Origin of the sequence: Pricia mediterranea (genome assembly GCF_032248455.1) — a bacterium.
Lineage (GTDB): Bacteria > Bacteroidota > Bacteroidia > Flavobacteriales > Flavobacteriaceae > Pricia > Pricia mediterranea.
In genome coordinates, this window is record NZ_JAVTTP010000001.1 from 2428909 (window position 1) to 2443184 (window position 14276).

The window sequence follows — 14276 nt, forward strand, 5'->3', positions numbered from 1 at the left end:
AAGGAATTATCCAATAAAAAAGGACATGGTGACGTTAGTTATTTTATAATATGTCCTGATGCGACATTTAATGACCCAAATCTCTTATCTAACATCAACGGTTCCCAAGGCCGGAGATGTGCTTAAACCTACCACCATGAAAAAAATATTCTGCAATCTGTTCGGCCATCATTACGCCGTTTCAAAAAAAGTAACCCTGCACATCAAGGAGTACAAATGCATTCACTGCGGCAAAGAGGTCACTACCGATGTTAGCGGTAACCTATCGACCCTGACTCCGGAACTGGAGGATATCAATAAAACCTTGGAGGATATTTTCCAAAAAAGACACCGGGCCGCCCAACAGGCCGCCTAAAAAATTATTGCGGTGCCGGAACTTTAAAGTATTCCCGAAAATTAAACAAGCAGTCTTAATTCCTTACGGTCGTTTGCCCCACGACAGTTTGGTAGAGCCTGCCCTTTTTTCGGGATTTTTTGTTTCTATATTTCTATTCAGAATAACGCCACTTTAATCCTATTAAGCTACGCCTTTCCAACCTTTGAACTTTCGTTTTCCGATTCTTACTCCAGCTACCGTCTACATTTCATATCTTGGCGAAAGAAAAAAACATCGGATATGAAAAAGCTGATAATCTTTTTAATCGTGATGGGAAACGGCTTGATGGCGCAAAATGTCACCCAGGCCGGCGTACACTCGCATAATGATTACCTACAAAATGTTCCTTTTTGGAAAGCTTATTCCGCTGGGGCCAATTCCATCGAGGCCGATGTGTTTTTGATCGAGAACGACCTGTACGTGGCGCATACCCGGAAAGAAATAGATACCCTCCGCACTTTGGAGGCACTGTATCTCGAGCCTTTGAAAAAAGCCCTTACCCTGGGTTTCGATGGGGCAGAAGAACTCGTGTTACTAATCGATATTAAATCAGAACCCTATACTACCCTTCAAACCCTGAACGGTATACTCGAAAATTATCCTTCGATTACCGGCAGTGATAGGGTAACCATTGCCATTTCCGGCAACCGACCAAAACCTCCGGAATACCTAAACTATCCCAAATATATTTTCTTCGACCATCAGAATTTGCAGCCTCTCGAGAATCCTGCTATCCTTCAAAAGATAGCTCTTGTCAGCTTGAGCTTCCGGAATTTTTCCGAATGGAGCGGAGAAGGCGCAATGACATCGGAAGACCGTAAAAGGATTATTGCTGTCATTGAAAAAGCCCACGACTTTAACAAACCCTTCCGTTTCTGGGCTACACCGGACTCCAAATCCGCTTGGAAGGCTTTTGTTGATTTGGGAGTGGATTTTATTAATACGGATAAGCCGATGGAATGCATTAAATTTTTAGATACGCTTTAATATAGATAATATCTCGGTTCTATATTTTAGGTGTCCATGAAAATTTAGTACATTCACGGAGTAAATGACAATCAATCAAGCCTTACTATATGAAAAATGCAAAATTGACCTTGCTTATCGCAGGGCTGCTATTGGTTGGTACCGCTTGGGCGCAGACCACGGTAACCGGCACCGTTACCGATCCGGAAAATGTGCCCTTGCCGGGAGCCACAGTAGTTGAAAAAGGGACGACCAACGGAACAACCACGGATTTTGATGGAAATTTTGCAATCGATGTCGGGGACGGGGCCGTTTTAGAAGTCTCCTATTTGGGCTATTCAAGTACGGAAGAGCCAGTTGCAGGACAAACCACCTTGAGGATACAGTTGCAGGAAGACGCCACCCAACTCGAAGACGTAGTGGTCGTAGGCTATGGTACGCAAAAGAAATCAGACGTGACCGGTTCCATCGGTTCCATTAAAAGCGAGGACTTTAATAAGGGAGTGGTCGCCAACCCTGGGCAATTGGTCCAAGGTAAAATATCGGGCGTCAATGTTACCGCGGTCAGTGGCGAGCCGGGTGCCGCGCAAAATATTGTTATCCGAGGACTCGGGAGTTTCCGTTCGGGCACGACCCCGCTTTTTGTGGTCGATGGTTTTGTTATAGATAATACATCCACGGGGGTGGCCTCGAACCCATTGAATTTTATCAATCCGCAGGATATTGAATCGATCGATGTACTGAAGGATGCCTCCGCTGCCGCAATTTACGGGGCCCGGGCCGCTAATGGGGTGATTGCGATTACCACTAAAAAAGGAATGGCCGGCAAGACCGAAATGAACCTCTCCGTATCGACCGCCTTTTCAACTTTTGCCAATAAGGTCGATGTGTTCGGGGCCGATGAGTTCAGGGAGCAGGTGACGGCCATCGGAGGCAACTTGCAGGATGGCGGCGCGGATACCGACTGGCAGGATGCCCTGACACGGACCGGCATTTCCAAAAATGTCAACTTCTCCATGGGCGGGGGAGCCCCCGATAAGTTTTCCTATTATGTATCCACTGGCGTCGACGACCAAGAGGGGGTATTGGAAAACAGTTCGCTGACTCGCTATTCCGGGCGGGTCAACCTGAACCAAAAGGCCTTGGACGGCCGTTTGAACGTAGATATTAATCTGACCGCTTCAAGAACTGAAAACGATAGGCCCGATATCGGGGCTATAGTATCCGATATGCTCCAGTTGAATCCGACCATACCAGCCTTTACCAATGGACAACCGACCTTGTTCGATGATCGGCTGAACCCGGTGGTCCGTAACCGCATCTATAAAGATTTTACCAATAGCAACCGTATTCTGGCCAACATTTCACCTTCTTTGGAAATTGTGGAGGGATTGACCTATAAATTGAATCTCGGTGTTGACTACTCCTCTACAGATCGAGATGTACAGCAGACACCCTATGCATTGCTGGAAGGTCTGGACGAGGGCACTTTACAGACGACGTTTACCCGCAATAGAAATACCTTGATCGAAAACACCCTGACCTACAATGTTTCCAAAGGCGTGCACAACATTACCTTTTTAATCGGACATTCGTACCAAGACATCTATTTTCAACAGAAACGGTTCGAGCTGGAGGGGTTCGCGGATAATGACATCGAACCCCGGTTTCAAGATCAGCTGAGCAGTCAAGAGAATCCTACCAGTCTGAACTCCGTCGCCGAGAAAAACGAATTGCAGTCCTACTTCGGTAGATTGAACTACGGGTACAATGAGAAGTATTTGATAACGGCGACCATGAGGGCGGACGGTTCCTCGAAATTCGGAGCGAATAACGAATACGGTTATTTTCCATCGGTAGCCTTGGCTTGGAATATTAATAAGGAAGATTTTATGGCCGACAACACTGTTTTCAACACCTTGAAGTTACGGGCCAGTTGGGGCCAGACCGGTAATCAAGAGGGCATCGATAACAAGGTCACCTTGGCCAGTTACGTTGACAGCAAGGCGGATAACGATACGTACCCCCTAAGTCCGAGTGCCACCACTTCCGATGGTTATCCCTTTGGAACCGTGCCCGTGCGTACCGCGAACCCCAACCTACAGTGGGAAGTCGCTACACAGATGAATGTCGGGCTGGATTTCGGACTGATGAACAATAGGTTAACGGGTACCTTGAACTATTTTGACAAGGTTACGAGCAAGGTGGTATTGCTATCGAATCGGATAGATCCCATACAGCCCACTGAAAAAATATGGACGAACATTCCCGAATTGGAAATACATAATTCCGGAGTAGAATTCTCTTTGGACTATAATACGCAGATCGGGGAGGACTTCTTTATGAATCTTGGCGGCAACATCACATTTATCGATAACGAGGTGGCCAACTCCCCTTTTCAAATTATAACCACGGGCCAGGCCCAGGGTGCGGGGCAGACCGGGGCTACGATAAATGGGTATCTCAACGGGGAGCCTGCCGGTACGTTCTATATGAAGGAGTTTATCGGAATAGGTGCCGATGGGCTGAACCAATTTCGCGATGTCAACGGCGATGGCGAGTCTTTAGACGATGATCGAATTCCCGTGGGAACGGCACAGCCCGAACTTATTTATGCCATCAACCTGGGTTTCAACTATAAAAATTTTGACCTAGGTTTGAATTTCAACGGAATAGCGGGCACCAAAGTGTACAATCATACGGCCATGAGCCTATTCAGCAAGAGTCAGCTCAACCAAAGCCTGAACACCACAGATTTTGCCATACAGTTTCCCGATGAGGATATCAGCAATTCCAACGAGGTATCCACCCGCTATTTGGAAGATGGCAGTTTTCTGCGATTGAACAATGCCACTTTGGGATATAACCTAGATACCCAGAACATGGGTCTCAGCGACTTGGTCAAACAAATACGGTTTACCCTTACCGGTCAAAACCTTTTTGTGATCACGGATTATACCGGATTCGATCCCGAAGTCAATACCGGTAACGAAATAGACGGTATTCAAACCTTTGGTATCGACCGGTTTACCTATCCGTCTCCCCGCACACTGGTGGTAAGCTTAAACGTAACTTTTTAAATAAAATTGATTCGCAATGAAGAATAAATTGATAATTTCAATTTTGATGCTGGCCACTTTTCTGAATTGGAACTGTACCGACCTAGACGAGGAATTAATCGATGAATCCCTGACCGGATCTCAGGCGGAGGTCGTCAGTGGAGCCATTGCGCCCGCTTATGGCTATGTGTCCTGGACCTGGCGACACACGAATTTTTACGGCTTGCAACTGATTCCCTCCGATGAGGCCATACTGCCCTATCGGGGCGGAACCGATTGGTTCGACGGGGGTAAATACCTAGCGGCCCATGCCCATAATTTTACACCCACCAACGATTTAGTGGCCAGTGGGTGGAACCAATTGACGACCAATATTTCCCGAACTCTGGCGGCCATCGAAACTTTGCGGCCCTTGGCAGACGAGGGAGATGCCGAAGCGGAAGGGGCCTTGTATGAAATGATCGCTCTTAGAGCCTATTTGAATTTGTTGCTTTTAGACAGCTGGGGCCTCGTTCTCGAAAAAGAATCCGCAGGCCAAGAACTATCAACGGTGCTCAAGACCCAGGAAGCCATCGACTATATACGAAACGAACTGTTGTCGGTAGTCGATGTCATCAATACCGATCGAGGGCCGGGCCGAATGACCCAATCGGCCGTTTGGGGCCTGTTGGCGCGGTTGCACCTGAACGCGGCCGTATATCGCGCCCCTTACGGTACCCCCGACTTTACCCAAGAAGATATGGACAAGGTCATTGAGTATACCGATAACATCATCAATTCGGGGAGTTTTTCGCTCTCCCCCGAATATTTTGATTTGTTCAACGATGATAACAACGGCAATCCGGAACTCATATTTGCCTTGGATCAGCGCGGAGTGTTGGAAAGGGAGCACAGCCGGTGGGCGTACTGGTCCATTGCTGGATCTATGTTCCCCAGACCGGAATACCCCAGCGCCGACGGTACCGACGGCCCGGCAATTACGCCCGATTTTTATCGGACTTGGGTAGATGCCTATGGAGATGTCGATCCCGCCGATGCCGATGCCCGGTTTTATAAAAGGAATACTCTAGTGCCCGAAGAACAGCTGCAAGACCTTGCCAATCGCCAGCCTCTCGTCGCCACTGAGACCGAGGACAGTTATTACTGTGTTGAACCGGTTTCCTTTGAAATGGATAGGGGCATTCTACGGGGCATCCAATGGGGTCCCCGAAAAGATGAAAGTGGCGAATTCATAACCTGTGACGACGGGGTCAGAATTTATCCCATAGTGCAGCGTAAGGGAAACGGACCTGACCGTGACGTGGGTTACGTCGACCATACCTTGGAGGTCAACTTCAGCAATGAAGGATCCTTGCATAACACGGGCTATAGGTGCTCTAAATATCAGTTTAGCCGTACATCCGATGATGGAAATAATTTTAGCAGTGTCGACCTCGTATTGATGCGGCTGGCCGAAATTTATTTGATGCGTGCCGAGGCTCAGATGAGAAATGGCGATGTTGCGGGTGCCCTGGCGGATGTAAATGTGGTACGGACCTCAAGGAATGCCCGTCCGGACCAAACTCCCGCCGCCCTAGAGACCATGAACTTGGATATTCTGTACCGCGAACGGGGTTTCGAGCTGTACTGGGAAGGCTTCCGCAGGGGTGACCAAATCCGTTTCGGCACCTATGAAGATACCTGGACGAACAAGACCGACTCCGATGTCAACAAAAGGCTCTTTCCGATTCCACAGAGCGTAGTGGACGCCGCTTCTGGTACAGCGGGCTTCCTGGAGCAGAACCCGGGATATTAAAGTCCGAACAAACTAGGTAGCCAAAGACTTAGGGCCGGAATATAGGTTACCAGTATCAAGGCGATAATCATGGCCACAAAAAGGGGCAACAGCGGTTTTACGACCTTTTCTATGGTAGTTTTGGCTATACCGACGCCTACAAAGAGCACCGAGCCCACGGGCGGGGTGCAAAGACCGATACATAGGTTGAGTACCATGATGATGCCGAAATGTACGGGGTCTAGGCCCAATGCGGTTACCACGGGCAAGAATATCGGGGTAAAGATGAGAACGGCGGGCGTCATATCCATAAAGATGCCAACAAATAGTAACAACAAATTGATTATCAATAAAATGACGATTGGGTTGTCACTTAGCGCCAAAAGTCCAGTACTGATGTCCTGGGGGATATTTTCGTAAGACAAGGCCCATGACATACTGATCGATGTGCCTATAAGTAGCATTACTATAGCCGTGGTCGCCGATGAATCCAATAAAATCTGTGGAAGTTTCGGAAACGTAATTTCCCTGTAGACAAAGCCAAGAATCAAGCTGTAGAGGACTGCGATAGCAGAAGCTTCCGTCGCGGTAAAGATACCGGCTACGATACCGCCGATGACCACCACCAACATGAGCAGACTGGGAAATGCGTCAATGAAGGTCCTAAAAATTTCCCTTAGCGAACTTCGCTTTCCCAGCTTAAAACCTTTTTTCTTGGCCCATAAAGAGGCAACGATCATAAGGAATAGACCGGTAAGTATCCCAGGGATGTATCCGGCAAGAAACAAGGCGGCTATCGAAGCACCGCCACTGGCCAAGGAGTAGACAATCAATACGTTACTTGGAGGAATGACTAGACCTGTCGTGGCCGCGGTGATATTGACGGCCGCCCCAAATTCCTTGGAATAACCTTCTTTTTCCATCTCCGGACCGATGATACTTCCCATGGCAGATGCCGCCGCCATAGCCGATCCCGCAATTGCACCCATTAACATTGCGGAAATGATATTGATTAAAGCCAGTCCGCCCGGAAGGGCCCCTACCAAGGTTTTGGCAAAAGCGATCAACCGATGGGCGATACCGCCTTTGTTCATCAGCTCTCCCGAAAGTATAAAGAGGGGAATGGCCAAGAGAGCAAAACTGTCGAGTCCAGTGCCGATGCGTTGCGATACTGTCGTGAAGGCGGGTGTAAAGGGAATACTCGTCAGCATGGTCAATACCGATGAAATGGCGATGCTCCAGGCTACGGGTGTGCCGATGGCCAATAAGACGACAAAACTGATGACCAGCACCAAGACGGGAATATACTCCATGGAAACTATTTTTTAAATAGGTCGAAAATTTTATAATAGATGATCAGTACTCCGCTAACGGGAATAACCAAATAGACCAAGGCTAACGGAACCTGAAGGGCAGGCGAATGCTGTTCGAGGACATATACGATATAGACTAGCCGAGATCCTCCGATGACAAAGGCGCAGAAAGCAAACAAGATAACGAGCCAATCAACGATGGCACGGAGGCGTCTCTGGGTCTTTTCGCTGAATTTTTTGGGCAGCACATCGATGGCGACATGCAGGTTTTGACCGGAAACATAAGCTGCTCCCAAGATGCCGATCCATATTAATAGATAGCGGGCCAGCTCGTCGGTAAAGGAACTGGGTGCGCCCAAAAGGAACCGGCTGAAAACCTGCCACAGTACGTTCAGGGTCATCACCGCCATAAGAATGACCAAGGCATTGGCCAGGATTTTATCGATTGTTGCCCGTAATCGCATTTTTGATCGGTTTATTGGTTAGTCTTACTTCCTACGTCAATCCTCCTATGCAGATTTTATAAGTTACGTGACGGTTAGGTTATTTTATTTAGTTGCCCTGATATCTTGTATCAATTGGGATAGCTCAGTATCTTCTTTGTACTTATCATAGATGTCCTCGACCTCTTCGGAAAACAATTCCTTATTGGGTCTGATTATCTCCACCCCGGCCTTCTCTACTTCGGCCAAGGCCTCTTTTTCCGACTCCATCCATAGTTCCCTTTGATATCCGATGGAGTTGTCAACGGCTTGTTTTAACCAGCCGCGCTCTTCCTCGGAAAGTTTGTCCCAGAGATGCGTACCCGCCAAAAGCACGTCCGGTAGTACCGTATGCTCGTCCAACGTATAAAATTTACAGACCTCGTAGTGTCTCGAAAGATAAAAACTGGGCGGATTGTTTTCGGCTCCATCTACTACGCCCTGTTGTAGGGCGGTATAGAGCTCGCCCCAAGAAATGGGAGTGGGTGACCCTCCAAGGGCCTTGACCATATTGACGGCAGTAACACTTTCCATCACCCTTATTTTAAGGCCGACTAGGTCTTCTGGACTGTGAACGGGGCGGTCTTTGGTATAAAAACTTCGGCTACCGGCATCATAATATCCAAGTCCCTTGAGCCAATATTGTTCTCCTTCGTTCAGAAGGCTTTGTCCGATGGGGCCGTCCAATACGTTAAAGGAATGTTGTCTGTCGCGAAACAAAAAGGGAAGGCCCAAGACCCTCATTTTGGGGGCAAAGTTCTCCAAGGTGCCTACGGAGACCTTGGTCATATCCAGACTTCCGATTTGCAGTAGTTCAAGACACTGCCTTTCGGTACCCAGTTGCTGACTGGGATAAATCTTTAGGGTCATTTTTCCGTCGGATAGCTCCTCAAGATGCTCTCCCATTTTGACCATCGCCTTGTGCACGGAATGGCTCGTGTCGAGCCCATGCCCCAGACGTACGGTACGCGTTTTTATCAATTCTTCGCAGGAGCTCGTGCCCAATGCGATTATAAGACAAACGATAAGGTTGAGATACGATTTCATTAAAAATCAAAGTATTCTTTAGCGTTAGTATAACAAATATCCTGCACCAGTTTGCCGATCCACTCCATATCGTTGGGCAATTCCCCGTTTTTGATATCCTCCCCGAAAAGATTGCACAATATACGTCGAAAATATTCGTGCCGCGGAAAGGACAGAAAACTTCTAGAATCCGTCAACATTCCGATGAAACAACTGATGAGCCCCATATTCGACAGGGTATTCATCTGATCTTCCATCCCATCTTTTTGGTCCAAGAACCACCAGCCCGATCCCCACTGAACCTTGCCTTTGATGCTTCCGTCATTAAAATTACCGATCATGGTCGCCAAGACGGCGTTATCGGTAGGGTTGAGGTTGTAGAGAATGGTCTTGGTCAGCTTATTTCTTCCGTCCAGGGTATCCAAAAACCTCGACAGGCTTTCGGCTTGCTGGTAATCGCCGATGGAATCCCAGCCCGTATCGGGACCCAATTTTTCGAGCATTCTGCTATTATTGTTCCGCAACGCGCCCAGATGGAATTGTTGTACCCATCCAAAATCATGATAGGTTTCCGCGAGGAACAAGAGCAGGGCACTTCGAAATTTATTCGCTTCCCCTTCCGATAGCTCATTGCCTTCCCGGCGTTTTTTGAAGATGGATTTCACCTCTGCATCGGTAAAGGTTTCAGCATAAAGATGACTCAGACCATGATCGCAGAGTCTGCAACCATTATCGTGAAAGAACGAAATGCGCTTTTTCAAGGTATCGCACAGGGCATCGTAGGTGTCGATGGAAACGCCTGAGACATCCGAAAGCGTGTCTAGATAACCGTTATAGTCATCGCTGTCTATAAGCAGAGCCTTGTCGGGTCGGAATGCGGTACTTACCTTGGTATCAAAATCGCTTTTGGCGAGTCTTTGGTGATGTTCTAAGGTGTCCGTTGGGTCCTCGGTTGTGCACAATACCTTGACGTTCATTTTTGAAATCAGGTTTCGACAACTGAAATCAGGAGTGTTCAATGTCTCCGACACTGATTGATAGATCGACGAAGCATTTTTCTCTGAAAGTAGGTCTTTACGATCAAAATACCGCGATAGTTCCATGTGCGTCCAATGGTAGAGCGGATTTCGCATGGTATAGGGCACGGTGTAGGCCCATTTGTTGAATTTCTCTTTATCGGAAGCGTTACCGGTAATGAATTTTTCCTCGATACCCAGGTTTCTCATCGCGCGCCACTTGTAATGGTCACCATTGATCCAGGCCTGCGTGATGTTCTCAAAGTTCTTGTCATCGGCCAAGGCCTTAGGGGGTAGGTGGTTGTGATAGTCGATTATGGGCATTTTGGCCGCAAAATCGTGGTATAGGGTTTCCGCTTGTTTGCTTCCTAATAAAAAATTGCCTTGCAGAAAGGGATTTTCATACTTCATAGTAGACCTTAGAGATTGAGACTGAGCTTCGGTATGCTCGGACTAAAGTTGACAAACGAAACTTTGCAAATCTTAAAAATAGTTCACTCATCCCGTTTAAGCAAGAAATCTGTCTAAAGATACAGTGGGCTTGTACATAAAGTTTGCGTATGAGACAAGAGAATTTTGGATACCACAACGTTATTTGTACATAAAGAATACCTTAGCGACTTAGGATTAAGAAATATTGGGAAAGGCCTTCAGCCGTTCCGTCAATCTTATTCAAACGACAAACCCACCCTGTCCGGATTTTTTTTTCACTGATCAGGCAACGGTAGGTGGCCAGCAAAAATAAATTGACATCAATAAATCAGCTTAAACAACAAAAACAGAGATACAGATGAAAGATTTGAAGAATAAAGTGGCCTACATTACGGGAGGCTCTAAAGGAATTGGATATGGAGTTGCGCAAAAGCTGCTCGAAGCGGGTATGAGAGTCGCCGTGAGTGGCCGTACCTTGAAATCGGTCAAGGCAGCGGCCGCACACTTAGCAAAAGATGATCAAGTATTGGCCATTGAGTCAGATGTGGCCGATCACGATGACGAGAAAAAGGCTGTCCAGGAAATTTTGGACAAATGGGGGCAGTTAGATGTGGTCTTGGCCAATGCGGGGGTCGGAAACTTTGCCCCGATAGATGAAATGTCGGACAAGGACTGGCATCAAATGATCGACACGAATCTCAGCGGGGCCTTTCACACCCTTCAGGCTTCCGTTGAAGCCCTGAAAAAATCCAAGGGATATTACATGACTTTGGCCAGTCTGGCGGGCTGCAATTTTTTTGCGAACGGAGCCGGCTATAATGCCTCGAAATTCGGGGTCGTCGGTTTTACCCAAGCGGCGATGCTTGATTTGCGAAAGTATGATATCAAGGTGTCAACGATTATGCCCGGCTCGGTCAAAACTCATTTTGCGGGAAATGAGCCTGACAGCTCCGACGATTGGAAAATTCATCCCGAGGATATTGGAGAGCTGGTGATCGACCTGCTAAAGATGCATCCACGGACCTTGCCTAGTAAAATAGAGGTTCGCCCAAGTAGGCCCGATAAGAAGTAGCTACACCTCTTTCTCGCTAAATGGTATATCGGGATTGCAGATTTCCAGTACTAAATTACTCAGCTCTTGACCAAACTGATCTAGGGTCGCCTGCGTAATATTCGTGTCTTTCGCGCGACTTCTTTTTGAGGGCTTGGTGGCAAAACGCATCAGACCGGCACCGAGGTTTTTAAACGAAACAATTCCTGCCTCGATAGATGATATCGGGTCTTGTTTGTGGTACATCAAAGCGTAACATAGTATTTGAAAGGCTTTACTGTAATCGTAATTTGAGGCGATGTCTTCCCAAGCTACAATTTCTACTTGGGCAGGGGTTACTTTTCCCGTTTTATAGTCGATAATCCGTACGTTACCGTCCATTTCGTCGATACGGTCCAGCTTTCCCTTTAAATTAACTGTGAAATCGATTCCAGGAATATCCAGCGATACCTGTAATTTTTCTTCAAGACCCAACAGTTTGATGCGATGGTGCTTGACATTCTCCATTTCCTGATCAATAAAATTTTCGATATAGCGGTGGATGACATGAAAAGCAATAAGGTTCTTACCTCTTGAGATATCCCCGTCTCCGTAGCTCTTTTTGAAATGATGTTCGATTATTCCCTTGCTATCGGCTTTAGCCGTTTTCAGCCCTTCTACGGTGAGATACTCGCCCAAAAATGGACGGTACAGATCTTCAAGGGTGTCGTGCACGATAGTGCCAAAGGTATTGGCCGCTAACGTTTCTTCAACTTCAAGAACATCGTCGATGCCCAATACGTAACGCCGATAAAATTCTAAGGGATTGCGAATGTAGTTGCTGAGCGAAGTCGGGGAAAATCCCTTGGCAGCATGTGATTTTATAAGATCGAGCAACGACGCGTCCTTCTTTATTTGTTTCAGATGTTTTGAGCTAGGGGATATGCTGGGCGAGGCTTGGGTCTCGACAATATGCTGAGGCCTGTTCCCGTCGGTCAGTAGTTGATCGATCAACCTGCTCCGTTCCCCGCCCCCCAATCCGTCATCCGGTTCGGTACTATATAGAATGTAAACTTGCTTGGCACGTTGTAACAGGCGATAAAAATGATAGGTGTAGACTGCATCCTTTTCCTTATAGGTGGGCAGATTGGAATGTAATTTTAAATCGAAGGGAATAAAGGAATTATTTGATTTTCCCGATGGCAAAATTCCCTCATTGACCGAAGTTATAATTACCGTATCAAAGTCCAAATTGCGGCTTTCGAGCATCCCCATGATTTGAAGACCTTGTAAGGGTTCTCCTTGAAAATCGAGGGTCTCGGAGGATAAAAGCTCTCGATATAAGCTCTGTAAGGATTTTAGATCGTCTATAAAATTATAAGTCCCAAGAAGTGTGTCTAGCTGGTTGAATAGTTCGTAGAACCGGTATAGGTATTCCATGCCTAGCCGGCTTGCCCTATTTTGAGGCCTTGTTCTAAGTTCGGCAATGATGTTTAGTCCTATCTGAACAATTTCCTGAGGATTGGGGTTATTTTCATGAAAGACCAGCTTGAGCGTTTTGTCGTTCCGATGCGTGCAAGCCCACAGTCGTGAAGCTTTGATGTAAATCCAATTTTTGCTCTTTATACGGGTTTGAATGGTTTCCTTGATCGGGTCATCTTTTGCATTCAACAATGCGTTGGTACTGGGATGCGCCAAAAAATCAAGTATATCACGGTAGAACCATCCTTGATTACTACGGTTAATGTAAAGGGCGATGAACATTTCGAAAAAAGTTGCCAAGGGCGTCTTGTGCAGTGGATATCCCATGGTAATATTTACTCCCTCGATTTCGGGAGGGATTGCATTCAATAAAGAGTTTAGCAGACTTTCTTCCCCTAGTACTACAGCTGTGCTTTTCAAGCCTCCGGGATGCCCTTGGTGTATATCATGCAACAATTGGCCGGTGTATTTCGATTGGGAAACATTCTTGGGCACCCCAATAATCTTTATTTTTTTTTCGGAGAGGTAATGTTCGCTTACTCCCTTTATGCCACGGGCAGCCAGATAGGGCCATGTTTTACCATGATGACGGATGAAGTAGCTGGCGTCATGAACCGCGTCGTTTAGGAAATGCTTATCAATATCCCAAAAAATTTCAGCGGGACAGGTATCCAGAATTTGCTGAATGATTTGACTTTCCGCCGTATTGAGTGCGTTAAAGCCTAGAAAAATAAAGACCTTAGCGGGCATATGGGTGAGATATTCCTCCAGTTTGTCACAGGCCGTTCGATAGACCAAGCCTTGGTGACCTAACCCATCGCTCAACAGAGCATGGTTAAAATTGCGATATATGGGTTCTAGGTTGTTCCAAAAGCTGAGGTAATCTTCCATCATTTGCGTCTTTCCCGGTCGTAACGACCAATGTTCCATCTCTTGGATATCGGAAAGACTGTCGAAGAGCTTTTCGGCGTCGATGAGGTAACGATCTATCTCATTGATATCCTGTAACAATGTCTGGCCCCATTTTGAAAAACTGTAGAAGTTGTCTTGCGGGTCAGGCTTGCGCGATACGTAGGTTTTATACAGGTAGAACAGCTGCTGGGTTTGGGTTGCATAGGCCAATCCCGAAATTTTTTCGATAAACTCTTCGATGCTGTAAATATCAGGTGCGAAAAAGGTTTTGTCCGCTTTTTCGGCGAGGGCCTTTCTCAGAAATGTGCCAGCGCGCTTACTCGGCAGCACGAATATGAGGTCTTCGAATGTCTCATATTTCATTTCGACCTCGGCTACAACATCCTCCAAAAAACTAGTCATACCCAT

10 protein-coding genes are annotated in these 14276 nt (G+C 46.9%); 5 read left to right on the plus strand and 5 right to left on the minus strand.

The window, feature by feature from the left end; translation table 11 throughout:
• Positions 1 to 136 precede the first annotated feature (136 nt).
• From RQM65_RS10010 to RQM65_RS10025, 4 genes are all read left to right on the plus strand, one after another.
• Positions 137 to 355, plus strand: coding sequence for a DUF1660 family phage protein (locus tag RQM65_RS10010; protein ID WP_314014653.1), 219 nt, complete (start codon positions 137 to 139; stop codon positions 353 to 355).
• Between the two features lie 261 nt (positions 356 to 616).
• Positions 617 to 1363, plus strand: a complete 747-nt coding sequence (locus RQM65_RS10015) for a phosphatidylinositol-specific phospholipase C/glycerophosphodiester phosphodiesterase family protein (protein ID WP_314014654.1) — start codon at positions 617 to 619, stop codon at positions 1361 to 1363.
• A gap of 89 nt (positions 1364 to 1452) precedes the next feature.
• Positions 1453 to 4422 (plus strand): SusC/RagA family TonB-linked outer membrane protein, encoded by a 2970-nt coding sequence (locus RQM65_RS10020; RefSeq protein ID WP_314014656.1) that lies wholly within the window; start codon positions 1453 to 1455, stop codon positions 4420 to 4422.
• A 16-nt stretch (positions 4423 to 4438) separates the two neighbouring features.
• Positions 4439 to 6196, plus strand: a complete 1758-nt coding sequence (locus RQM65_RS10025) for a RagB/SusD family nutrient uptake outer membrane protein (protein ID WP_314014657.1) — start codon at positions 4439 to 4441, stop codon at positions 6194 to 6196.
• On the opposite strand, the gene RQM65_RS10030 is transcribed toward RQM65_RS10025, so the two are convergent.
• The 4 genes from RQM65_RS10030 to uxaC all read right to left on the minus strand — a co-directional run bounded on the left by RQM65_RS10030 (position 6193) and on the right by uxaC (position 10423).
• A complete protein-coding gene (locus tag RQM65_RS10030) occupies positions 6193 to 7488 on the minus strand; it encodes a TRAP transporter large permease (protein ID WP_314014658.1) in 1296 nt (431 codons plus the stop codon). The genes RQM65_RS10025 and RQM65_RS10030 overlap by 4 nt on opposite strands.
• Positions 7489 to 7493: 5 nt before the next feature.
• Positions 7494 to 7952, minus strand: coding sequence for a TRAP transporter small permease (locus RQM65_RS10035; protein WP_314014659.1), 459 nt, complete (start codon positions 7950 to 7952; stop codon positions 7494 to 7496).
• 84 nt (positions 7953 to 8036) lie between these two features.
• Entirely contained in the window at positions 8037 to 9017 is a 981-nt protein-coding gene (locus tag RQM65_RS10040; RefSeq protein ID WP_314014660.1) for a TRAP transporter substrate-binding protein, read from the minus strand.
• Complete coding sequence (gene uxaC / locus RQM65_RS10045) at positions 9017 to 10423, minus strand: glucuronate isomerase (protein WP_314014661.1); 1407 nt, start codon at positions 10421 to 10423, stop codon at positions 9017 to 9019. Before uxaC ends, RQM65_RS10040 begins: the two co-directional genes overlap by 1 nt.
• A gap of 379 nt (positions 10424 to 10802) precedes the next feature.
• Between uxaC and RQM65_RS10050 the strand changes: the two genes are divergently transcribed.
• Positions 10803 to 11516 (plus strand): SDR family oxidoreductase, encoded by a 714-nt coding sequence (locus RQM65_RS10050; RefSeq protein ID WP_314014663.1) that lies wholly within the window; start codon positions 10803 to 10805, stop codon positions 11514 to 11516.
• Here RQM65_RS10050 and RQM65_RS10055 read toward each other — a convergent pair whose 3' ends face one another.
• Positions 11517 to 14270 (minus strand): PD-(D/E)XK nuclease family protein, encoded by a 2754-nt coding sequence (locus tag RQM65_RS10055; protein ID WP_314014664.1) that lies wholly within the window; start codon positions 14268 to 14270, stop codon positions 11517 to 11519.
• Positions 14271 to 14276: the final 6 nt, after the last annotated feature.

Coding starts and splice junctions, on each gene's coding strand:
- RQM65_RS10015 (WP_314014654.1), top strand. CDS start 617: ATGAAAAAGCTGATAATCTTTTTAATCGTGATGGGAAACGGCTTGATG.
- RQM65_RS10030 (WP_314014658.1), bottom strand. CDS start 7,488: ATGGAGTATATTCCCGTCTTGGTGCTGGTCATCAGTTTTGTCGTCTTA.
- RQM65_RS10050 (WP_314014663.1), top strand. CDS start 10,803: ATGAAAGATTTGAAGAATAAAGTGGCCTACATTACGGGAGGCTCTAAA.
- RQM65_RS10040 (WP_314014660.1), bottom strand. CDS start 9,017: ATGAAATCGTATCTCAACCTTATCGTTTGTCTTATAATCGCATTGGGC.
- RQM65_RS10020 (WP_314014656.1), top strand. CDS start 1,453: ATGAAAAATGCAAAATTGACCTTGCTTATCGCAGGGCTGCTATTGGTT.
- RQM65_RS10055 (WP_314014664.1), bottom strand. CDS start 14,270: ATGACTAGTTTTTTGGAGGATGTTGTAGCCGAGGTCGAAATGAAATAT.
- RQM65_RS10010 (WP_314014653.1), top strand. CDS start 137: ATGAAAAAAATATTCTGCAATCTGTTCGGCCATCATTACGCCGTTTCA.
- RQM65_RS10025 (WP_314014657.1), top strand. CDS start 4,439: ATGAAGAATAAATTGATAATTTCAATTTTGATGCTGGCCACTTTTCTG.
- RQM65_RS10035 (WP_314014659.1), bottom strand. CDS start 7,952: ATGCGATTACGGGCAACAATCGATAAAATCCTGGCCAATGCCTTGGTC.
- uxaC (WP_314014661.1), bottom strand. CDS start 10,423: ATGAAGTATGAAAATCCCTTTCTGCAAGGCAATTTTTTATTAGGAAGC.